The organism is Rhizobacter sp. P3_B12 (assembly GCF_056402895.1).
Genome location: NZ_JBFUGN010000026.1, coordinates 1 through 19609 on the forward strand (window position 1 = coordinate 1; position 19609 = coordinate 19609).

The 19609-nt window shown below is 67.8% G+C and carries 24 protein-coding genes; 16 read left to right on the forward strand and 8 right to left on the reverse strand.

Features of this window, described 5'->3' with window-relative positions:
- Both AC1D01_RS03030 and AC1D01_RS03035 read right to left on the reverse strand, forming a co-directional pair.
- A partial coding sequence (locus AC1D01_RS03030; RefSeq protein WP_477864611.1) for an AMP-binding protein occupies nucleotides 1-951 on the reverse strand: 951 nt, incomplete at its 3' end.
- Between the two features lie 113 nt (nucleotides 952-1064).
- The gene (locus AC1D01_RS03035) at nucleotides 1065-1706 is read right to left on the reverse strand and encodes a VOC family protein (RefSeq protein WP_477864612.1); all 642 of its coding nucleotides are present in this window, start codon (nucleotides 1704-1706) and stop codon (nucleotides 1065-1067) included.
- Nucleotides 1707-1799: 93 nt separating this feature from the next.
- On the opposite strand from AC1D01_RS03035, the gene AC1D01_RS03040 reads away from it, so the two are divergent.
- Both AC1D01_RS03040 and AC1D01_RS03045 read left to right on the forward strand, forming a co-directional pair.
- A complete protein-coding gene (locus AC1D01_RS03040) occupies nucleotides 1800-2588 on the forward strand; it encodes a Crp/Fnr family transcriptional regulator (protein WP_477864613.1) in 789 nt (262 codons plus the stop codon).
- 67 nt (nucleotides 2589-2655) lie between these two features.
- Nucleotides 2656-4050: a hypothetical protein gene (locus AC1D01_RS03045; RefSeq protein WP_477864614.1), complete on the forward strand. Its 1395-nt coding sequence runs from the start codon at nucleotides 2656-2658 to the stop codon at nucleotides 4048-4050.
- A gap of 31 nt (nucleotides 4051-4081) precedes the next feature.
- On the opposite strand, the gene AC1D01_RS03050 is transcribed toward AC1D01_RS03045, so the two are convergent.
- Together AC1D01_RS03050 and AC1D01_RS03055 are read right to left on the reverse strand one after the other, a co-directional pair.
- Nucleotides 4082-4855, reverse strand: coding sequence for a tetratricopeptide repeat protein (locus AC1D01_RS03050; RefSeq protein ID WP_073462881.1), 774 nt, complete (start codon nucleotides 4853-4855; stop codon nucleotides 4082-4084).
- 15 nt (nucleotides 4856-4870) lie between these two features.
- Nucleotides 4871-5572, reverse strand: coding sequence for a TetR/AcrR family transcriptional regulator (locus AC1D01_RS03055; protein ID WP_477864615.1), 702 nt, complete (start codon nucleotides 5570-5572; stop codon nucleotides 4871-4873).
- A gap of 139 nt (nucleotides 5573-5711) precedes the next feature.
- Here AC1D01_RS03055 and AC1D01_RS03060 point away from each other — a divergent pair, with 139 nt between their 5' ends.
- The 14 genes from AC1D01_RS03060 (at nucleotide 5712) to AC1D01_RS03125 (ending at nucleotide 16381) form a co-directional block, all read left to right on the forward strand.
- The gene (locus tag AC1D01_RS03060; protein WP_477864616.1) at nucleotides 5712-6635 is read left to right on the forward strand and encodes an ABC transporter ATP-binding protein; all 924 of its coding nucleotides are present in this window, start codon (nucleotides 5712-5714) and stop codon (nucleotides 6633-6635) included.
- The gene (locus AC1D01_RS03065) at nucleotides 6632-7408 is read left to right on the forward strand and encodes an ABC transporter permease (RefSeq protein WP_477864617.1); all 777 of its coding nucleotides are present in this window, start codon (nucleotides 6632-6634) and stop codon (nucleotides 7406-7408) included. The genes AC1D01_RS03060 and AC1D01_RS03065 overlap by 4 nt, the downstream gene beginning before the upstream one ends.
- Before the next feature lie 52 nt (nucleotides 7409-7460).
- The gene (locus AC1D01_RS03070; RefSeq protein WP_477839138.1) at nucleotides 7461-7733 is read left to right on the forward strand and encodes a BolA family protein; all 273 of its coding nucleotides are present in this window, start codon (nucleotides 7461-7463) and stop codon (nucleotides 7731-7733) included.
- 83 nt (nucleotides 7734-7816) lie between these two features.
- Nucleotides 7817-9076 (forward strand): UDP-N-acetylglucosamine 1-carboxyvinyltransferase, encoded by a 1260-nt coding sequence (murA, locus tag AC1D01_RS03075; protein WP_477864618.1) that lies wholly within the window; start codon nucleotides 7817-7819, stop codon nucleotides 9074-9076.
- A complete protein-coding gene (hisG, locus tag AC1D01_RS03080; protein WP_477864619.1) occupies nucleotides 9076-9720 on the forward strand; it encodes an ATP phosphoribosyltransferase in 645 nt (214 codons plus the stop codon). Before murA ends, hisG begins: the two co-directional genes overlap by 1 nt.
- Nucleotides 9717-11039 carry a histidinol dehydrogenase gene (hisD, locus tag AC1D01_RS03085; protein WP_477864620.1) on the forward strand — a complete coding sequence of 441 codons (1323 nt, stop codon included), beginning with the start codon at nucleotides 9717-9719 and terminating at the stop codon, nucleotides 11037-11039. Before hisG ends, hisD begins: the two co-directional genes overlap by 4 nt.
- On the forward strand, nucleotides 11036-12115 hold the full coding sequence (gene hisC, locus AC1D01_RS03090) for a histidinol-phosphate transaminase (protein WP_477864621.1): 1080 nt from the start codon (nucleotides 11036-11038) through the stop codon (nucleotides 12113-12115). The genes hisD and hisC overlap by 4 nt, the downstream gene beginning before the upstream one ends.
- Nucleotides 12115-12714 carry an imidazoleglycerol-phosphate dehydratase HisB gene (hisB, locus tag AC1D01_RS03095; protein ID WP_477864622.1) on the forward strand — a complete coding sequence of 200 codons (600 nt, stop codon included), beginning with the start codon at nucleotides 12115-12117 and terminating at the stop codon, nucleotides 12712-12714. The genes hisC and hisB overlap by 1 nt, the downstream gene beginning before the upstream one ends.
- Nucleotides 12715-13371, forward strand: coding sequence for an imidazole glycerol phosphate synthase subunit HisH (gene hisH, locus AC1D01_RS03100; protein WP_477864623.1), 657 nt, complete (start codon nucleotides 12715-12717; stop codon nucleotides 13369-13371). It abuts the gene before it with no gap.
- A gap of 72 nt (nucleotides 13372-13443) precedes the next feature.
- Nucleotides 13444-14199, forward strand: a complete 756-nt coding sequence (gene hisA / locus AC1D01_RS03105) for a 1-(5-phosphoribosyl)-5-[(5-phosphoribosylamino)methylideneamino]imidazole-4-carboxamide isomerase (protein ID WP_477864624.1) — start codon at nucleotides 13444-13446, stop codon at nucleotides 14197-14199.
- Nucleotides 14199-14963, forward strand: a complete 765-nt coding sequence (gene hisF / locus AC1D01_RS03110; protein WP_477864625.1) for an imidazole glycerol phosphate synthase subunit HisF — start codon at nucleotides 14199-14201, stop codon at nucleotides 14961-14963. The genes hisA and hisF overlap by 1 nt, the downstream gene beginning before the upstream one ends.
- Nucleotides 14960-15580 (forward strand): 16S rRNA (guanine(966)-N(2))-methyltransferase RsmD, encoded by a 621-nt coding sequence (rsmD, locus tag AC1D01_RS03115; RefSeq protein ID WP_477864626.1) that lies wholly within the window; start codon nucleotides 14960-14962, stop codon nucleotides 15578-15580. Before hisF ends, rsmD begins: the two co-directional genes overlap by 4 nt.
- Nucleotides 15581-15602: 22 nt before the next feature.
- On the forward strand, nucleotides 15603-16103 hold the full coding sequence (gene coaD, locus AC1D01_RS03120) for a pantetheine-phosphate adenylyltransferase (RefSeq protein WP_047506454.1): 501 nt from the start codon (nucleotides 15603-15605) through the stop codon (nucleotides 16101-16103).
- A gap of 20 nt (nucleotides 16104-16123) precedes the next feature.
- A complete protein-coding gene (locus tag AC1D01_RS03125; RefSeq protein WP_477864627.1) occupies nucleotides 16124-16381 on the forward strand; it encodes a YfhL family 4Fe-4S dicluster ferredoxin in 258 nt (85 codons plus the stop codon).
- An 11-nt stretch (nucleotides 16382-16392) separates the two neighbouring features.
- Here the strand turns inward: AC1D01_RS03125 and AC1D01_RS03130 are convergent, their stop codons facing one another.
- The 4 genes from AC1D01_RS03130 to AC1D01_RS03145 all read right to left on the reverse strand — a co-directional run.
- Entirely contained in the window at nucleotides 16393-16830 is a 438-nt protein-coding gene (locus AC1D01_RS03130; RefSeq protein ID WP_477864628.1) for a hypothetical protein, read from the reverse strand.
- Nucleotides 16827-17465, reverse strand: a complete 639-nt coding sequence (gene pth / locus AC1D01_RS03135; RefSeq protein ID WP_477864629.1) for an aminoacyl-tRNA hydrolase — start codon at nucleotides 17463-17465, stop codon at nucleotides 16827-16829. Before pth ends, AC1D01_RS03130 begins: the two co-directional genes overlap by 4 nt.
- A 63-nt stretch (nucleotides 17466-17528) precedes the next feature.
- Nucleotides 17529-18887 (reverse strand): peptidase inhibitor family I36 protein, encoded by a 1359-nt coding sequence (locus AC1D01_RS03140; protein ID WP_477864630.1) that lies wholly within the window; start codon nucleotides 18885-18887, stop codon nucleotides 17529-17531.
- A gap of 195 nt (nucleotides 18888-19082) precedes the next feature.
- Nucleotides 19083-19609 (reverse strand): 50S ribosomal protein L25/general stress protein Ctc (locus AC1D01_RS03145; RefSeq protein WP_477864631.1); only part of this gene is annotated, 527 nt, incomplete at its 5' end.

Below are 19609 nucleotides of genomic sequence, written 5' to 3' on the forward strand. Positions count from 1 at the left end.
GTCCATGCGCGCCGGGCCGACCCGCCGCGCGAGCGCCATGCAGTGGCGGAACAGCCAGCGCTTGGGCGCGCTCGCGTCTTCCATGCGGATCATCACGCTGGTGAGCAGCGCCTCGAAGACGCGCGGCGGCGCGAAGTAGTAGGTCGGCCCGACCTCCTTCAGGTCGATGCCGACGGTGGCGGGCGACTCCGGGCAGTTGACGACGTAGCCGCAGGCGAGCCACTGCGCGTACGAGAACACGTTCTGGCCGATCCACGCGGCCGGCAGGTAGGCGAGCACCTCTTCGCCGTCGGACAACTTGTCGAAGCGGGCGCCGGCGCGCGCCCGGTCGATCAGGCTCGCATGCGTGTGCACCACGCCCTTCGGCTGGCCGGTGGTGCCGGAGGTGAAGAACATCGCGGCCACGTCCTCGGGCCGGTTGCGCTGTACTTCATCGTGGACGTACGCCGGGTGCGCGGCATGGAAGAGGCGGCCGGCCGCGACCAGCGCGTCGAGCGAGGCCAGGCCGGGCTCGTCATAGTGGCGCAGCCCGCGCGGGTCGTCGAACCAGATGTGCGAGAGGGCCGGGGCGGGGCACTGCGGGCGGATCTCGAGCAGCTTGTCGACCTGCTCCTGGTCTTCGACCACCGCGAACGCGACGCCGGCATTGACGATCGGGAACACGAACTCGGCAGCGGCCGCATCCTGGTACAGCGGCACGGGAATCGCGCCCAGCGATTGCGCGGCGAGCATCGTCGCGTACAGCCGCGGCCGGTTCTCGCCGACGACGATCAGGTGCTGGCCGCGCTGCAGGCCGGCCTGCGCGAGGCCGGCGGCGAGCTCGCGCACCAGCGTGGCGAGCTGGGCCCAGCTCAGCGTCTGCCAGATGCCGAACTCCTTCTCGCGCAGCGCCGGTGCGTCCGGCCGCTGCGCGGCATGGTCGAGCATCAGACGGGGGAACGTCGTCAGCACCGCTGTCTCCTGGTTGTTTCCGGGCGTTTGCGGCGACTGTACGAACAAGTTTGACGCCAGGTTGTCGTTCTGACGACAATCTTCGGGACATCCCCCTTCGGTCTTACCCGAGGCTATGCGCCGATCGTGCGCAGGCCGCTCGGCGTGTGGATGTGTGCGACCAACTGCGGCCGGGCGCCTGCGGGGAGCGGCGACACCTGCACGGACGTGTCGAGACCGAGTGTCGCGAGCAAGGCCATCACACGGTCGGGCTCCGGATGCCGGGCTTCGAAGCGGTGCAGCGCGCAGCCCACGTCCTGAAGGCCGGATGCCGGGTGGGTGGGCGCCTGCCATTCGATCAGTGCCGGCGCGATGCCATCCATCGGCAAGCTCCCGTCGGCCGGGATGGTGATGAGCCACTGCAAGGCGCCGCGGGTGATCGGCTCGATCTCGCCGAGTGCTTCGGATGCGGCTGCGGTGGCGCTCCGGATGTCGTGGGTGCGAGCGACCCAGTTGGACAGGCGGGGCAGGGCGTGCGGGTGCAGCGTGTCGAGTGCGAACCAGCGCGGCCGGCCCGGCGCAGGCGCGGCGGGATTCACCGCGATGAGCTCGAGGAAGAGGTCGTCGCCCAGGCGCAGCAGCAGGTTGTGCGTGCCCATGCGCGGATGCTCACCGCCGGGCTGCAGCTCGACGCCGAGCGCGTCGCGGACGAACGCGGCGCCCTGCGCCAGCGTCGGTGCGGTGATGGTGATGTGATCGAGCTGGCACGGATGCATCGCACGTCCTCGCGGGAGGGATCGGCGGATTCTGCCGGTTTGACGATCTCTCGCTCCGCTACCCACAATCCCGGGAATGGCGAGGACATCTTCATGGGAGCCGTGATTCCACCGGTCGTGCCGACCCTGCCGAAGGCGGGGCAGCCGCCGCTGCGCGTGCGCGCCCGCCAGGCCAGTGCCGACGAGCTGCGCGACATCCCGTGGCTGCAGTCGCTGCAGGCCGACGAGCGCGAGCGTGCCGTCGACGACCTGAAGGTGGTGCAGGTCGATGCCGGCGAGCTGCTGTGCCGGGTCGGCAAGCCGGCGACCTTCTGGTTCGGCGTGGTCGACGGGTTGCTGAAGATGAGCAACGACTCGGCGCTTGGCATGCCGATGACCTTCACCGGCGTGCCGCCGGGCGGCTGGTTCGGCGAGGGCACGGTGCTCAAGCGCGAGGTCTACCGCTACAACATCCAGGCGCTGCGCAAGAGCGTGGTGGCGGGCATCACGGTCGAGACCTTCCACTGGCTGATCGACCGCAGCATCCCGTTCAACCGCTTCGTGATGCAGCAGCTGAACGAGCGGCTCGGGCAGTTCATCGGCGCGCGCGAGATCGATCGGTTGAACGATCCGGATGCGCGGGTGGCGCGCAGCCTCGCGTCGCTGTTCCACCCGGTGCTGTACCCCGGCGTCGGCACGCTGCTGCGGATCACGCAGCAGGAGCTGGGCTACCTGGTCGGGCTGTCGCGGCAGCGGGTGAATGAGGCACTGCATGCGCTGCAGGCCGAGGGGCTGATCCGCATCGAGTACGGCGGCTTGCGGGTGATCGACCTGGAAGGCCTGCGGCGACGGCTGCAGCGTTCCGCCGATCCAGGATTGGCATCCGGGCTACACGATTCCTGAAGTGGACTTGGAACTTGCCGATGGGCGATGGGTACATAGCGCGCATCCCATTCGCCTGGAGTCGTTGATGAGACCCATCGCCAAGCCCGAGTCCGCTCACCTCGACACTCGACTGTCTGCAACAGACAGGCTCAAGTTGCTTGACGAGGAATTCAGCAACCTCGACCTGTCGCCGAACTCATCCAGTGTTTGGTTTGACCCTCAAAAAGACACGGGAGACGCTCGATTCGGCCGCAAGTGCGTCAATGCCTATATCGAGACGAGGAAATTGTCTTGGCCTCGAAACATGGATCTATACGCCGAGGAATCCGAAAAAATCAGCAAGGAGGCCGTGGCGCGTTGGTGTGCCAACAACGGGCTCTTCGAAAACTTCATGCGGGTGGCACTCGAGTGTCGCGTCGAGACCCTCACAGTGGACACGACGCTGGGTGCGGAAACGGCCTGCCGCGCCTTGTCCCGCTGCTCCGGGCTTCGAACGTTGCGCATCCACTATGCGGCCGTGAGCGAAGCTGCTCTCATCTCGCTCATCGAGAACGACACCCTGGAATTCCTGCAGCTCTTTGACTGCACCTTGACTCCGTCAGTCGAAGAGATTGCAGCCATCCAGCGCACCTGCGGGCCGCAAAAGCGGCTCGAATTCTTGAGCTGTGTAGCCAAGGGAGTGGGGCGCGCGGCATTTGATCCACTGGTCAACATTCTGAGCTGCTGTCCGGCGCTCACGCGGTTGTGGGTGGAAGTCGGGCATGACGCGGCAAGCGTGAGATCGTTGATCACGGTGTTGGAGCAGCATCGGTCAGTGCAAGACCTGCACGTTGAGGTTCAATCAATGGCCGCTGCAGAGGCGCTGCTTGCCGCCTTGGCGTCAGACCAATCGCCGTTGAAGCTAGTCAACCTCAAGGTTGTTAACTGTGATTCAAGCGCAATAGACAAAAAGCGCAACGTAGTTGATTGGGGGGCATACGAGCGCACAGTAGTCGCCAGCGCGACCGCGGTGAAACTCGCCAGCGACCTCATTCGACGCGATGGTGGGCTGCAAAGGCTTGAGTTTGCTCACATCGAATTTCGAGGCGTTGCCATTGCGGATCTGCTTTCGGCTTGGCGGCAGAATCGATCGCTTCTGACATTGAAAGCCAGCTTCTGGAGCCCCGAGAGCATATACAGTCGCGGTGGCTCGCCGGAACATGAGGAATATGAGAAACAGAAGATCCTCGCGAAGCGTCTGGAGCAACGAAACAGAGCGTTCCACCGCGCCAAGCTCGGCATCGCGAACGCCGTTGTAGCCAGCTTTTCGATGAACCTGAATAAGGACGTCGCCGCGTTGATTGCCCGGGATCTGATAGGCAACCACACACCCGCGGAACTGAAGGCGGCCCACGGCGTCATGGCAGTCAACCGCGCAAGCGCTGCAAGTGTCGAGAGGGCTCTGCCTGCGCCGCTGCGCATGGACCGGGTTCGTTGGTGACCCACCGCGATGGCTCCGCACCCCCAGGGCGCTACTCCTCCAGCTCCGCCTTCGCCATCTCCACGTCCAGTCGCTCCATCGCATCCGCCGGATTGAAGGCGGCCGCATCGGCGTACAGCTGCTCGGCCTCCTTCATCTTCTTGTCGCCCTCGAGCATCACCAGCCCGTTTGCGTACTCCACCATCGCGATCGCCGAATCCGGATTCAGCTTCAGCGCGGTCTTGAACGCTGCAAGACCCGCCTCCTTGCTCGCCCCCTGCGTGCGCCCGAGCAGCGAGCCCACCTTGTCGATCACCTCGGCGTGGAAGGTGCCCAGGCCGATGTGCGCATCGGCATGCTTGGGCTGCAGCTTGATCGCCGTCTCCAGCGCGCCCTTGACCTTGCTGCCCAGCCCCTGCGTCAACGCCTTCGCGACGCTGATGCCCTGGCTGTAGCGGCCCAGCGCATAGGCCGACAGGTACCAGGCGTTCGCGTTCTTCGGGTCCTCGGCGGCCTGCGCCTCGGCGCGCTCGGCGACCTCCTGGAACAGCGCGAGCTTGGTCTTCTCGTTCTTCTCCAGGTAGTTCGCGTAGATGGCCTGCGCCTTGTTCGCGACAGTGATGCCGGCGCCGCCCGCCTTCAGCCCGGCCTCGGTCGCCTTCTGGAACTCGCCGGCGTGGAACAGCGCCCACGCGGCCAGCACCTTGTCGTCCTTCGGCAGCGGCTCGGCATCGCCGGCATGCAGCCGCGCCCACTTCTTCTTCAGGCTCGCGGCGTCGAAGCTGTACTCGGCGGCGTCGTACGGGAAAGCGGTCCACTTGGCCATGGTTGTCTCCTGGGGTCAGCGCTTGGGCAGCGCATTCTGGTAGTTGCCGACCAGCGCGAGCAGGTGCTCGCGCGCGGCGGCGTCGAGGTAAGGCGTCAGCAGGCTCAGCACATGGAAGGCGCCGCGCAGCAACGCGGCACCGGCGCTCTCGGGCTCGAGCGCGTGGCGCGGATCGCGCACGTACTCGTAGCTCAGCCAGTAGGTCAGCACGACCACCATCGCGGTCGCGACCGGCTCGGTCTCGCGGGCTTCGAGGCCGGTCCGGCCGGACCGGGCGATGGCGCCACCGCGCGCCAGGCCGTCGAGCACCGCGCGCACCGCGCGCGACTTCTCGTCGAGGATCTTCTGGAACTGCGTCTCCAGCCGGCGGTTCTTCGACAGCAGGTCGTTCAGGTCGCGGTACAGGAAGCGGTACTGCCAGATCAGCTCGAACAGCATGTGGAAGAACAGCCATGCGTCCTCGACATGGCGCACGTCGTCGGCCGCGCGCAGCAGCGTGAGCAGCGATTGCTCGTAGCGGCCGAACAGCGTGTTGATCAGCTCGTCCTTCGCCGGGTAGTGGTAGTACAGGTTCCCGGGACTGATCTTCAACTCGGCCGAGATCAGCGTCGTCGAGACGTTCGGTTCGCCGAAGCGGTTGAACAGGTCGAGTGCGACCTCGAGGATGCGCTCGGCCGTGCGGCGCGGCGGCTTCGGGTCTTTCGAGGCGGTGGCCATCGGCGTTGTCGTTCTGGTGGGTGGCAGGTCCCTGGCGCGGGCAATCTAGCACCAAGTCCCGCGCCCGCCGGGCGGTATTTGCCCGTGCCAGCAGGAATGACGGCCGCTGCCTACAATCGCCGCCTTCTCCCGGAAGAACATGGCAGCCATCTCGTTCCAGCAGGTCAGCAAGACCTATCGCTCCAAGAATGCGCACAACGAGGTTCGCGCGCTGTCCGAAGTCAGCATCGACATCGAGCCCGGCGAGTTCTTCGGGCTGCTCGGGCCCAACGGCGCCGGCAAGACCACGCTGATCAGCATCCTCGCCGGCCTGTCGCAGGCCACCAGCGGGCGGGTGCTGGTGCATGGCCACGATGTCGTCACCGACTATGCCGCCGCGCGCCGCAGCCTGGGCATCGTGCCGCAGGAGCTGGTCTTCGACCCGTTCTTCACCGTGCGCGAGTCGCTGGTGATCCAGAGCGGCTATTTCGGCGTGCGCGGCAACGACGCCTGGATCGACGAACTGCTGCACAGCCTCGGTCTTGCCGACAAGGCGAATGCCAACATGCGCCAGCTGTCGGGCGGCATGAAGCGCCGCGTGCTGGTCGCGCAGGCGCTGGTGCACCGCCCGCCGGTGATCGTGCTCGACGAGCCGACCGCCGGCGTCGATGTCGAGCTGCGCCAGACGCTGTGGCACTTCATCGCGCGCCTCAACAAGGAAGGCCACACGGTGCTGCTGACCACCCACTACCTCGAGGAGGCCGAGGCGCTGTGCAACCGCATCGCGATGCTGAAGCAGGGCCGCGTGGTGGCGCTCGACCGCACCTCGGCGCTGCTGGCCGGCACCGCGAGCACGATGCTGCGCTTCAAGATGGATGCGCCGCTGCCGGCCTCGCTGGCCGCGCAGGCGCGGGTGACAGGCCGCATCGTGCAGATCAAGGCGCATGACGCGCACGAGGTCGAGACGGTGCTGGGCGTGCTGCGCGCCGCCGGCTGCCAGCCCGAAGACCTGGAGATCGGCCGCGCCGACCTGGAAGACGTGTTCCTCGACATCATGAACGGGCCGGYGGAGGTGAAGGCATGAGCGCGGTTCCAGGGCTTCTTTCCGGCACGCGCACGCTGCTTTACAAGGAGGTGCTGCGCTTCTGGAAGGTCAGCTTCCAGACGGTGGCCGCGCCGGTGCTGACGGCCGTGCTGTACCTGCTGATCTTCGGCCACGCGCTCGAGGACCACGTCAAGGTCTACGGCACCGTCAGCTACACCGCGTTCCTGATCCCCGGCCTGGTGATGATGAGCGTGCTGCAGAACGCGTTCGCCAACAGCAGCTCGTCGCTGATCCAGAGCAAGATCACCGGCAACCTGGTGTTCCTGCTGGTCACGCCGCTCAGCCACTGGGCCTGGTTCCTGGCGTACGTAGGCGCGGCCATCGTGCGCGGCCTGGTGGTCGGCCTGGGCGTGCTGCTGGTCACGCTGTGGTTCGCGCCGCTGACGGTCGCGCAGCCGCTGTGGATCCTGGTGTTCGCGGTCGCCGGGGCCGCGCTGATGGGTGCGCTCGGGCTGGTGGCCGGCCTGTGGGCCGAGAAGTTCGACCAGATCGCCGCGTTCCAGAACTTCATCGTGATGCCGATGACCTTCCTGTCGGGCGTCTTCTACTCGGTGCATTCGCTGCCGCCGCTGTGGCTGAAGGTCAGCCACCTGAACCCGTTCTTCTACATGATCGACGGCTTCCGGCACGGCTTCTTCGGCGTCAGCGACGTGTCGCCATGGACCAGCCTGGCGGTGGTGGCGGGCAGCCTGGCGATGGTGTGCGGGCTGTGCCTGCACCTCTTGCGCATCGGCTACAAGATCAGGCACTGAACAACCCGGATTGGCATCCGGGCTACCTGCCTGGGTGATAATCGCGCTCCTTATGGCCGATCCCACCCCCGACGACGTCCAGCGCTTCATCGCGCAAGGGCTCGCCTGCGAGCACTTGCAGGTCGAGGGCGATGGTCGCCACTTCTTCGCCACCATCGTTTCGGCGGAGTTCGAGGGTGCCAGCCGCGTCGCGCGCCACCAGCGCGTGTACCAGGCCCTCGGCGATAGAATGCGCGAGCAAATCCACGCGCTGTCGATGAAGACCCTCACGCCCGCCGAGTGGGCCCACGCTGCCGAGCCCGCCTCGGCCCACCACCACCACTGAACCCAGCCGCAGTGTCCGCTGCGGCTGGCGGGCCTGCGGGTGCAGGTCATTCAGCCGTGTCGGGCCTGGGCGATTCCTAAGCCATGGACAAACTCCTCATCCGCGGTGGCCGCCAGCTGAACGGCGAAGTCACGATCTCCGGTGCCAAGAACGCCGCGCTGCCGGAGCTGTGCGCCGCGCTGCTCACCGCCGAGCCGGTCACGCTGACCAACGTGCCGCGCCTGCAGGACGTGAGCACCACGCTGAAGCTGCTGCGCAACATGGGCGTCAGCGCCGAGCGCAGTGAATCCGAGCCTGACACCGTCGCGCTGAACGCCGGGGCCGTCACTTCGCCCGAAGCCCCGTACGACCTGGTCAAGACCATGCGGGCGTCGATCCTGGTGCTGGGCCCGCTGCTGGCGCGCTTCGGCGAGGCCACGGTCTCGCTGCCCGGCGGCTGCGCGATCGGCTCGCGCCCGGTCGACCAGCACATCAAGGGCCTGCAGGCGATGGGTGCCGACATCGTGGTCGAGCACGGTTACATCATCGCGAAGACGAAACGTCTGCGCGGGGCTCGCATCACGACCGACATGGTCACCGTGACCGGCACCGAGAACCTGCTGATGGCCGCGACGCTGGCCGAGGGCGAGACGGTGCTCGAGAACGCCGCCCAGGAGCCGGAGATCCGCGACCTGGCCGAGATGCTGATCGCGATGGGCGCGAAGATCGAAGGCCACGGCGGCAGCAGGATCCGCATCCAGGGCGTCGACCGGCTGGGTGGCGTGCAACACCGGATCGTTCCCGACCGCATCGAGACCGGCACCTTCCTGTGCGCGGTGGCGGCCACCGGCGGCGATGTCGTGCTGCGCCGCGCCCGCGCCGACCACCTCGACGCCGTGATCGACAAGCTGCGCGAGGCCGGCGTCACGATCGAATCCGGCCCCGACTGGATCCGCGTGAAGAACGCGAAGCGCCCGCGCGCGGTGGGCTTTCGCACCAGCGAGTACCCGGCCTTCCCGACCGACATGCAGGCGCAGTTCATGGCGCTGAACTGCATCGCCGAAGGCGCGGCCAAGGTCACCGAGACGATCTTCGAGAACCGCTTCATGCACGTCAACGAGCTGGTGCGGCTGGGCGCGAAGATCGAGGTCGACGGCCACACCGCGGTGATGACCGGCGTCGAGCGCCTGTCCGGCGCCACCGTGATGGCGACCGACCTGCGCGCCTCCGCCAGCCTCGTGATCGCCGGCCTGGTGGCCGACGGCGAGACGGTGGTCGACCGCATCTACCACCTGGACCGCGGCTACGACCAGATGGAAGCCAAGCTGCGCGGCATCGGCGCCGACATCGAAAGAGTCAAGTGATGCTGACCCTCGCCCTGTCGAAAGGCCGGATCTTCGACGAGACGCTGCCGCTGCTGAAGGCGGCCGGCATCGAGGTGACCGAAGACCCGGAGAAGTCGCGCAAGCTGATCCTCGGCACCAACCAGCCCGAGGTGCGGGTGGTGCTGGTGCGCGCGACCGACGTGCCGACCTACGTGCAGTACGGCGGCGCCGACCTCGGCGTGGCCGGCAAGGACATCCTGCTGGAGCACGGCGGCCAGGGCCTGTACCAGCCGCTCGACCTGCGCATCGCGAAGTGCCGCATGAGCGTCGCTGTGCGGGCCGATTTCGACTACGCCGCGGCCGTCAAGCAGGGCTCGCGCATCCGCGTCGCGACCAAGTACGTCGGCGTCGCGCGCGACCACTTCGCCGAGAAGGGCGTGCACGTCGACCTGATCAAGCTGTACGGCTCGATGGAGCTCGCACCGCTGACCGGCCTGGCCGACGCGATCGTCGACCTGGTGTCGACCGGCAGCACGCTGAAGGCCAACCACCTGGTCGAGGTCGAGGAGATCATGCAGATCTCGTCGCGCCTGGTCGTCAACCAGGCGGCGCTGAAGCTCAAGCGCGAGCCCTTGCGCCGCATCATCGATGCCTTTTCCACTGCCATAGAGTCCCGATCATGAGCGTGAAGATCCGCCAGCTCGCCACCACCGCCACCGGCTTTGAAGCCGATTTCCAGCGGGTGCTGCATTGGTCGGCGGAGACGGATCATGCGATCGAGGAGCGCGTCGCTGCCATCCTGGCGGACGTGCAGGCGCGCGGCGATGCCGCGGTGCTGGAATACACGCAGCGCTTCGACGGCTTGAGCGCTCCGTCGGTCGCTGCGCTCGAGATCACGCGCGGCGAGTTGCAGGCTGCCCTGCAGGCCATCACGCCGGCGCAGCGCAGCGCGCTCGAAACGGCGGCGCAGCGCGTGCGCAGCTACCACGAGCGCCAGCTCGAGGCCTGCGGCCGCTCGTGGAGCTACCGCGACGAAGACGGCACGCTGCTCGGCCAGAAGGTGACGCCGCTCGACCGTGTCGGCATCTACGTGCCGGGCGGCAAGGCCGCCTATCCGTCGAGCGTGCTGATGAATGCGGTGCCGGCCAAGGTGGCGGGTGTCGGCGAGATCGTGATGGTGGTGCCGACCCCCCAGGGCGAGCGCAACGCGATGGTGCTGGCCGCCGCCGCGATCGCCGGCGTCGACCGCGTCTTCACGCTCGGCGGCGCGCAGGCCGTGGCCGCGCTGGCCTACGGCACGGCCACCGTGCCGGCCGTCGACAAGATCACCGGCCCCGGCAACGCCTATGTCGCGAGTGCCAAGCGGCGCGTGTTCGGCAAGGTCGGCATCGACATGATCGCCGGGCCGAGCGAGATCCTGGTGCTGGCCGACGGCAGCACGCCGCCCGACTGGGTCGCGATGGATCTGTTCAGCCAGGCCGAGCACGACGAGCTCGCGCAGAGCATCCTGCTGTGCCCCGATGCGGCCTACATCGCGCGCGTCGCCGAGGCCATCGACCGGCTGCTGCCCGACATGCCGCGCCGCGCCGTGATCCGCGCGTCGCTCGAAGGCCGTGGCGCATTGATCCACACCCGCAGCATGGAAGAGGCCTGCGAGATCAGCAACCGCATCGCGCCGGAGCACCTGGAGGTCAGCTCGGCCGAGCCGGCGCGCTGGGAGCCGCTGCTGCGCCATGCCGGTGCGATCTTCCTCGGCGCGTTCACCAGCGAGAGCCTGGGCGACTACTGCGCCGGGCCGAACCACGTGCTGCCGACCTCGGGCACCGCGCGCTTCTCGTCGCCGCTGGGGGTCTACGACTTCCAGAAGCGCTCCAGCCTGATCGAGGTCAGCGAGGCCGGCGCGCAGGTGCTGGGACCGATCGCGGCCGAACTCGCGTATGGCGAAGGCCTGCAGGCGCATGCCCGGGCCGCCGAACTTCGACTGAAAGGGAACAAGGGATGAGCGCCGCACTGGAACAACGCATGCAACGGGTGATCCGCCAGGACATCCAGTCGATGCATGGCTACGCGGTGCAGCCGTCGGCGGGGCTGGTCAAGCTCGACACGATGGAGAACCCGTTCCCGCTGCCGCCCGCGCTGCGCGAGGCCCTGGGCCAGCGCCTGGCCGACGTGGCGCTGAACCGCTACCCGGCCGAGCGCGGCGACCTGCTGCGCGCGAAGCTCGCCGCGCATGCCGGCATGCCCGATGACTGCGACATCATGCTGGGCAACGGCTCCGACGAGCTGATCTCGCTGCTGGCGCTGGCCTGCGACGTGCCGGGCAACAGCGTGCTGGCGCCATTGCCGGGCTTCGTGATGTACGCGATGTCGGCCAAGCTGCAGGGCCTGCCGTTCATCGGCGTGCCGACCACGGCCGATTTCGAGCTCGACCTGCCGGCGATGCTGGCCGCGGTGCGTGAGCACCAGCCGGCGCTCGTCTACCTCGCCTACCCGAACAACCCGACTGCGAACCTCTGGGACGATGCGGCGATCGACGCGATCATCGAGGCGGCCCCGGGCCTGGTGGTGATCGACGAGGCCTACCAGCCGTTCGCCGCGCGCGACTCGATGGCGCGCCTGAAGCGCCACGAGCACGTGCTGCTGATGCGCACGATGAGCAAGTTCGGGCTGGCCGGCGTGCGCATCGGCTACCTGATCGGGCGCAAGCCGCTGGTCGCCGAGGTCGACAAGCTGCGCCCGCCGTTCAACATCAGCGTGCTGAACTGCGAGGCGGCGCTGTTCGCGCTGGAGCACGCCGACGAGTACGCGCGCCAGGCGGCGATCATCCGCAGCGAGCGCGACCGGCTGCTGGCCGCGTTGCGCGACCTGCCGGGCGTGCAGCCGTTCCCGAGCGAGGCCAACATGATCCTGGCCCGGGTGGCCGATTCGGCGGCCGCGTTCGCCGGCATGAAGGCGCGCGGCGTGCTCGTGAAGAACGTCGCCGGCCTGCACCCGCTGCTGGCCAACTGCCTGCGCCTGACGGTGGGCACGCCGGACGAGAACGTGAAGATGCTGCAAGCCCTGAAGGAAAGCCTGTGATGAGCACCGTGGAACGCAAGGCGGAGGTGGTCCGCCACACCAGCGAGACGCAGATCCGCGTCAGCCTGAACCTCGACGGCACCGGCGTCGCGAAATTCCACACCGGCATCGGCTTCTTCGACCACATGCTCGACCAGATCGCCCGCCACGGGCTGATCGACCTCGACATCGACGCGAAGGGCGACCTGCACATCGACGGCCACCACACGGTGGAAGACGTCGGCATCACGCTCGGCCAGGCGATGGCCAAGGCGGTGGGCGACAAGAAGGGCCTCAGGCGCTACGGCCATGCCTACGTGCCGCTCGACGAGGCGCTGTCGCGCGTGGTGATCGACTTCTCCGGGCGGCCGGGGCTGCACATGCGGGTCGACTTCAAGAGCGGCATGATCGGCGCGCTCGACACGCAGCTGGTCTACGAGTTCTTCCAGGGTTTTTCGAACCACGCCGGCGTCACGCTGCACATCGACAACCTGCACGGCGAGAACGCCCATCACCAGTGCGAGACGATCTTCAAGGCGTTCGCACGGGCGCTGCGGATGGCGCTGGAGATCGATCCGCGCGCGTCGACCGTCATTCCTTCCACGAAGGGGAGCCTCTAAGTGGCACGCACCGTCGCGGTCGTCGACTACGGCATGGGCAACCTGCGCTCGGTGTCGCAGGCGGTGATGCACGTGGCGCGCGGGGAGGGGGTCGACGTGATCGTCACCTCGAAACCCGACGAGGTGTACGCCGCCGAGCGCGTCGTGCTGCCCGGCCAGGGCGCGATGCCCGATTGCATGCGCGAGCTGCGCGACTCCGGCCTGCAGGAGGCCGTGCTGCACGCGGCAGCCCACAAGCCGCTGATGGGCGTGTGCGTCGGCATGCAGATGCTGCTGTCGACCAGCGAAGAAGGCCCGACCGACGGCCTCGGGCTGATCCCCGGCGCGGTGCGGCGTTTTCGGCTCGCCGGGCAGTTGCAACCCGACGGCAGCCGCTTCAAGGTGCCGCAGATGGGCTGGAACCAGGTCTGGCAGCGGGCCCAGCCGCGCGTGCACCCGATCTGGGCGGGCGTGCCGGACGGGTCGTACTACTACTTCGTCCACAGCTTCTACGCGCAACCGGCCGATCCGGCCGACAGTGCAGGTGAAACCGATTACGGCGTTCGCTTTACCTGCGCGCTGGCTCGGGATAACATTTTCGCCACGCAGTTCCACCCCGAGAAAAGTGCCGAGCACGGGCTTGCCCTGTACCGTAACTTCCTGCATTGGACTCCTTGAACGCTTTCCAGCGTCATCCTTGCGACCTTCTCGGCTTGTTCGCCTACCTCTCCCTACCCGACTGATTCGGCCATGCTGCTGATCCCCGCCATCGACCTGAAAGACGGTCACTGTGTCCGCCTGAAGCAGGGCGACATGAACGACTCCACCACCTTCAGCGAGGACCCGGCCGCAATGGCGCGACGGTGGGTCAACGCCGGTGCGCGGCGCCTGCACCTGGTCGACCTGAACGGCGCGTTCGCCGGCAAGCCGGTCAACGAGGCGGCCATCAAGGCCATCCTGGCCGAGGTCGGCGACGACATCCCGGTGCAGCTGGGCGGCGGCATCCGCGACCTCGACACCATCGAGCGCTACCTCGACGACGGCCTGAGCTTCGTGATCATCGGCACCGCCGCGGTCAAGAGCCCCGGCTTCCTGAAGGACGCCTGCAGCGCGTTCGGCGGCCACATCATCGTCGGGCTCGACGCCAAGGACGGCAAGGTCGCGACCGACGGCTGGAGCAAGCTGACCGGCCACGAGGTGATCGACCTCGCGAAGAAGTTCGAGGACTACGGCGTCGAAGGCGTGATCTACACCGACATCGGCCGCGACGGCATGCTCAACGGCATCAACATCGACGCGACGGTGAAGCTGGCGCAGGCGCTGTCGATCCCGGTGATCGCGTCGGGCGGGCTGTCGGACCTGGCCGACATCGAGCGGCTGTGCGCGATCGAGGACCAGGGCGTCGAAGGCGTGATCTGCGGCCGGGCCATCTACACCGGCAACCTCGACTTCGCGCTGGCGCAGAAGCGCGCCGACGAGCTCAACGGCAAACTGAGCGGCGCGTGATGCTGGCCAAGCGAATCATCCCCTGCCTCGACGTCACCGGCGGGCGGGTCGTCAAGGGCGTCAACTTCGTCGAGTTGCGCGATGCCGGCGATCCGGTCGAGATCGCCGCCCGCTACAACGAGCAAGGCGCCGACGAGATCACCTTCCTCGACATCACCGCCACCAGCGATGGCCGCGGCCTGCTGCTGCACATGATCGAGGCGGTGGCCTCGCAGGTCTTCATCCCGCTGACGGTCGGTGGCGGCGTGCGCACGGTGGACGACGTCCGCACGCTGCTGAACGCCGGCGCCGACAAGGTCAGCTTCAACTCGGCCGCGGTGGCCAACCCGCAGGTGATCCGCGATGCGTCGGCCAAGTACGGCGCGCAGTGCATCGTGGTGGCGATCGACGCCAAGTCGCGTGACGACGGCCAGCCCGGCTGGCAGGTCTACACCCACGGCGGGCGCCGCAACACCGGGATCGATGCGGTCGAATGGGCGCGCACGATGGCCGAGCACGGTGCCGGCGAGATCCTGCTGACCAGCATGGACCGCGACGGCACGCGCATCGGCTTCAACCTGCCGCTCACGCGGGCGGTCAGCGATGCGGTCGACGTGCCGGTGATCGCCTCCGGCGGCGTCGGCACGCTCGAGCACCTGGTCGAAGGCATCCAGCAGGGCGGTGCCGATGCGGTGCTGGCCGCCAGCATCTTCCATTACGGGCAGCACACGGTCGGTGAAGCGAAGGCCTTGATGGCTGCGCGCGGGATCCCGGTTCGGCTGTGAGTTCCTCGTCCAAAGCACCGGCGAAGCCAGGCCCGCCGCGCGAAGTGCGCGTGATCGGCGGGGTCTGGAAGCGCAGCAAGCTGCCGGTGGCCGACGCCCCGGGGCTGCGGCCGACGCCCGACCGCGTGCGCGAGACRCTGTTCAACTGGCTGGGCCAGTCGCTGGACGGCTGGCGCTGCCTGGATGCCTACGCCGGCAGCGGCGCGCTCGGCTTCGAGGCCGCGTCGCGCGGCGCGGCCGAGGTGACGCTGGTCGAGCGCGACAGCCGGCTGGCGCGGGGCCTGCGCGAGGTGCAGGAACGGCTGAAGGCCGCGCAGGTGCGCGTCGAGGCAGCGGACGCATTGGCCTGGATGGCACGCAGCGCGCCGGGCCGCTTCGAGCTGGTCTTCATCGATCCGCCGTTCGATGCCGACGTGTTCCTGCCGGCGCTGAAGGCCGCGGCGCCGCTGGTGGTCGACGGCGGCTTCGTCTACCTGGAGGCCGACCGGACCTTCACCGAGGCCGAACTGGCGCCGCTCGGCCTGGTGCTGCAGCGACACGGCCGCGCCGGCGCGGTGCATTTCCATTTGCTGCGCCGCAGCTACACTGCGCCGCAAACGCCCGTGGAAACYGTGTGAGCCCGATCCGAAGGAGCCTGTCTTGACCTCTGTGACCCGCCTCACCGCCGTGTACCCCGGCACCTTCGACCCGATGACCCTCGGGCACGAAGACCTGATGCGGCGCGCGGCGCGCCTGTTCGAGCGGCTGATCGTCGCCGTGGCGGCCGGCCACCACAAGCGCACGATGTTCACGCTCGACGAGCGGCTCGAGATCGCGCAGGAGCTGGCCGCCAAGCACCCGAACATCGAGGTGATCGCGTTCCGCGGCCTGCTGCGCGACTTCGTCGTCTCGCATGGCGGCAAGGTGGTGGTGCGCGGGCTGCGCGCCGTCAGCGACTTCGAGTACGAGTTCCAGATGGCCGGCATGAACCGCCAGCTGATGCCCGACGTGGAGACGGTGTTCCTGACGCCCAGCGACCACTACCAGTTCGTTTCCGGCACTTTCGTGCGCGAGATTGCCACTTTGGGCGGTGATGTCTCGAAGTTCGTGTCACCCTCGGTGCTCAACCGACTCCAGCAGCGCGTCAAACCCGACGCCTGAGCTCTCGCGGGACCCGTGCCATGGCCTTGATGATCACCGACGACTGCATCAACTGCGATGTGTGCGAGCCCGAGTGCCCGAACCAGGCGATCTCGATGGGCGCGGAGTACTACGTGATCGACCCGGGCAAGTGCACCGAATGCGTCGGCCACTTCAACGAGCCGCAGTGCGTGCAGGTCTGCCCGGTCGCCTGCATTCCGGTCAACCCGGAGCATGTCGAGACGCAGGAAAGCCTGTGGGACAAGTACCGGCGGCTGCAGGCGCAGGCCGCCGGCTGATCGTCACCTGATCACTTCGTCGGCTTGCCCTTGGCGGTAGGCACGATGATCCGCACCTCGTCGTCGTTCTGACGGTCCTTCGCGGACGGGCCCTTCGTCGACTTGCTCGCCTTTTTGGCGGGTTTGGCCTTCGGCGCCGACGCGGCATGCGAGACCGGTGCGAGGTTCATCGCACTCGACGGTCGGACGGCCGCTTCGCGCGCCAGCCGGTCCTGTTCCATCCTCGAGCCGGTCTCGGCCTGCTTGTGCGCCGCCGCTTCGGCCTCGGCGCGCTGCTTCGCGGTGCGCCCATCGCGGGCGTCGACGGCCTCGCCATCGGTGCACGGCAGTTGCGAGTAGACATTGCGGTCGGGACCGCAGCGGTACACCGTCGGCCCGGCCACCGCGCTCGTGCCCGACATCGCCCACGACACGGCCCACAGCGTCGTCGCGATCAGGGCAGGCTTCATTCGGCTTTCTCCACCGGCGCACCAGCGGCATCGGGCGCCGCGGGCCGCGGCGGCTTCGGGCGCGGGGGCTTCGCGTTCAGCTTCATCGTCGCGCGCTCCATCTCGCCGGCGGCGATCAGGTCGAGCGCGGCCATCGTCTTCGCGATCGTGTCCTCGATCGCGACGCGCGCCTCGGGCTTCGGCTTGCGCAGCACGTAGTCGATCACCTCGGCCTTCACGCCCGGGTGGCCGATGCCCAGCCGCAGCCGCCAGTAGTCGGCGCTGCCGAGCTGCGCATGGATGTCGCGCAGCCCGTTGTGGCCGGCATGGCCGCCGCCGCGCTTGAACTTGGCCTGGCCGGGCATCAGGTCGAGTTCGTCGTGCGCGACGAGGATCTCCTGCGGCTCGATCTTGAAGAAGCGCGCCAGCGCCGCCACCGACTTGCCCGACAGGTTCATGTAGGTCTGCGGCTCCAGCAGCCACAGCGGCCCGTCGGGGCGGTTCACCCGCGCGACCAGCCCGAAGTAGCTGCGCTCGGGGGTGAGCGAGGCCTTCCATTCGCGCGCGACCGCATCGATCCACCAGAAACCGGCGTTGTGGTTGGTCGCTTCGTATTCCGGCCCGGGGTTGCCGAGGCCCACCATCAGTCGAATCATCCGCGGATTATCGGCTGGGGCCCCGGCGGGCCGGACCGGTACAGGTCTACTTCACTGCTTCAACTACTTCACCAGGGGCGCGACGCCATTCGCGAACGGCCAGCCCTGCGTCTCGTCGGTGCCGATCTCCCAGTCGAATGCGCCGCGGATCGCCGGGTGGTTGGCCTTCACCTGGTTCCAGGTGTCGATCGCCTGCTGGCGCGTCATGTAGTTCGTGACGCCGGCATTGATGCCGAAGCCGACGACCACGTGCTCGGCGCCGAGCAGCCCGACCCATTCCTTGATGCTGTTGACCACGTAGGCCGGGTCGGCGAGGTTCGGGCCGTCGTAGTACTGCGGCGCGCAGTAGTCGATCGCGCCGGCATCCACCATCGACTTGCAGAACACCTTGTCGACCGAGTTCCACGGCGCCGGCGGCGCGCTGATGATGAAGCCCGGGATCTGGCGCTTCAGCTCCAGGCTGATCCAGATCATCTCGTTGGTGTCGGGCGCCTGGCTGCCCTCGAAGGTGTTCCAGTCCATGCCGTCGAGGCCGCCGAGCTGGTTCGCGATGCCGACGACGCTGTTGACGAAGGTCTGCGACTTCGCGCGGTTCGGGAAGCTCATGCCGTTGCCGGCACCGCCGACCGACAGGATGATCTTGCGGCCCTGCGTCGTGCGGGCGTACTGGATGTCGGCCTTCAGGTTGGTCGCGGCGCCGCGGCCGTCGCCGGGCGCGGTCCAGGTGACCGCGCCGGTCGTGCCGGGCGAGCCGCCGACCGGACGCGCGGCGAACAGGTAGACGAGGTTGTAGTTCGCCGGCAGGTCGCGGATGCGCAGCGGCGAGGGCTTCCAGTCGGGGTAGTAGCCACCGGCGACCTTGGCCGGCAGGCCGCCCGGGTTGCCGTTGTTGCCGCCGTCGCACGTGGTCGGTTGCCAGTACCAGGTGCTGATCGTCGGGTTGGTCGCGTCGCTGCCGTTCGCGGTGACGTTGACGAGCTTGTAGTAGTTGCCGTTCGGCAGGTAGCGCACGATCGTGCCCACGCTGCGGTAGACGGTGCCCTCGACCCAGTCGACGGCGCCGCAGCTCGCGGTCTGCGTGAGCTTGTACGAGGAGACGAAATCGTTGAAGCCCAGCGGCACCAGGTTGGCGTTGTCGGCGGCGAGCTTCAGCGAACGGCCGCCGTAGTTCGAGTGCTCGAACAGCTCGACCTGGTAGCCGCTGCGCACCTTGACCGACGACGCGCGGTCGTTCCAGGCGCTGCCGATCCAGCCGCTGCTGGTGCCGCTGCAGGTCGACGCGCCCTGGTAGTTGACGTGCTCGTACAGGCACACCGCGTCGGCGTCCGCGGCCTGTGCCGGGGCGGCGCCGAATGCGGCCCCCAACGCCAGCAGCGCGGCCCAGCCGGCGCGGCGCAAGGGGTGGGTGATGGAAATCGACATGCTAGCTCCCCGGGTGAGTGGTGGGGCTGCACGGTAAGGCCATCGGCGGGCCCGAGACGTATCTCAAACGTGACGGCTGAAACCGCTTTCAAATGTGACTCATGCCGACCCGGCGGCAGAAATGAAAGCGATGCTTCGCTGAAAGCAAAAAGCCCCGCCAAGGCGGGGCTTCGTGCGGGCAGCAGGCCGGAGGGCTTAGCCTCGGTTCTGCTTCTCGCTCTTCTTGGCCTTGGTCGGGGCGGCGGCCACCGGGGCCACCACCACCGGAGCGGCTTCTTCTTCGACCGGCACCGAGGTCGAGGCGATGACCGGGTTCGGCTTGCCCTGGGTGACGACCTTGATGCCGTCGGCCAGCTTCAGGTCGCTGACGTGCAGCGACTGGCCCTTGACCAGGGTGGCCAGGTCGACCGTCAGGAACTCAGGCAGCTGCGAGGCCAGGCACTGGATCTTCAGTTCGGTGGCGACGTGGTTCACCAGGCAACCGTCGGTCTTGACGGCCGGCGAGTTTTCCTCGTTGATGAAGTGCAGCGGCACCTTCTTGACGATCTTGGTGGTGGCATCGACGCGTTGGAAGTCGATGTGCAGCACGATCTGGYGGAACGGGTGCATCTGGTAATCACGCAGCAGCACCTGTTCGGTCTTGCCGGCCAGTTCCATCTCGAGGATGGACGAGTGGAAGGCTTCCTTCTTCAGCGCATGGAACAGCGCGTTGTGATCGAGTT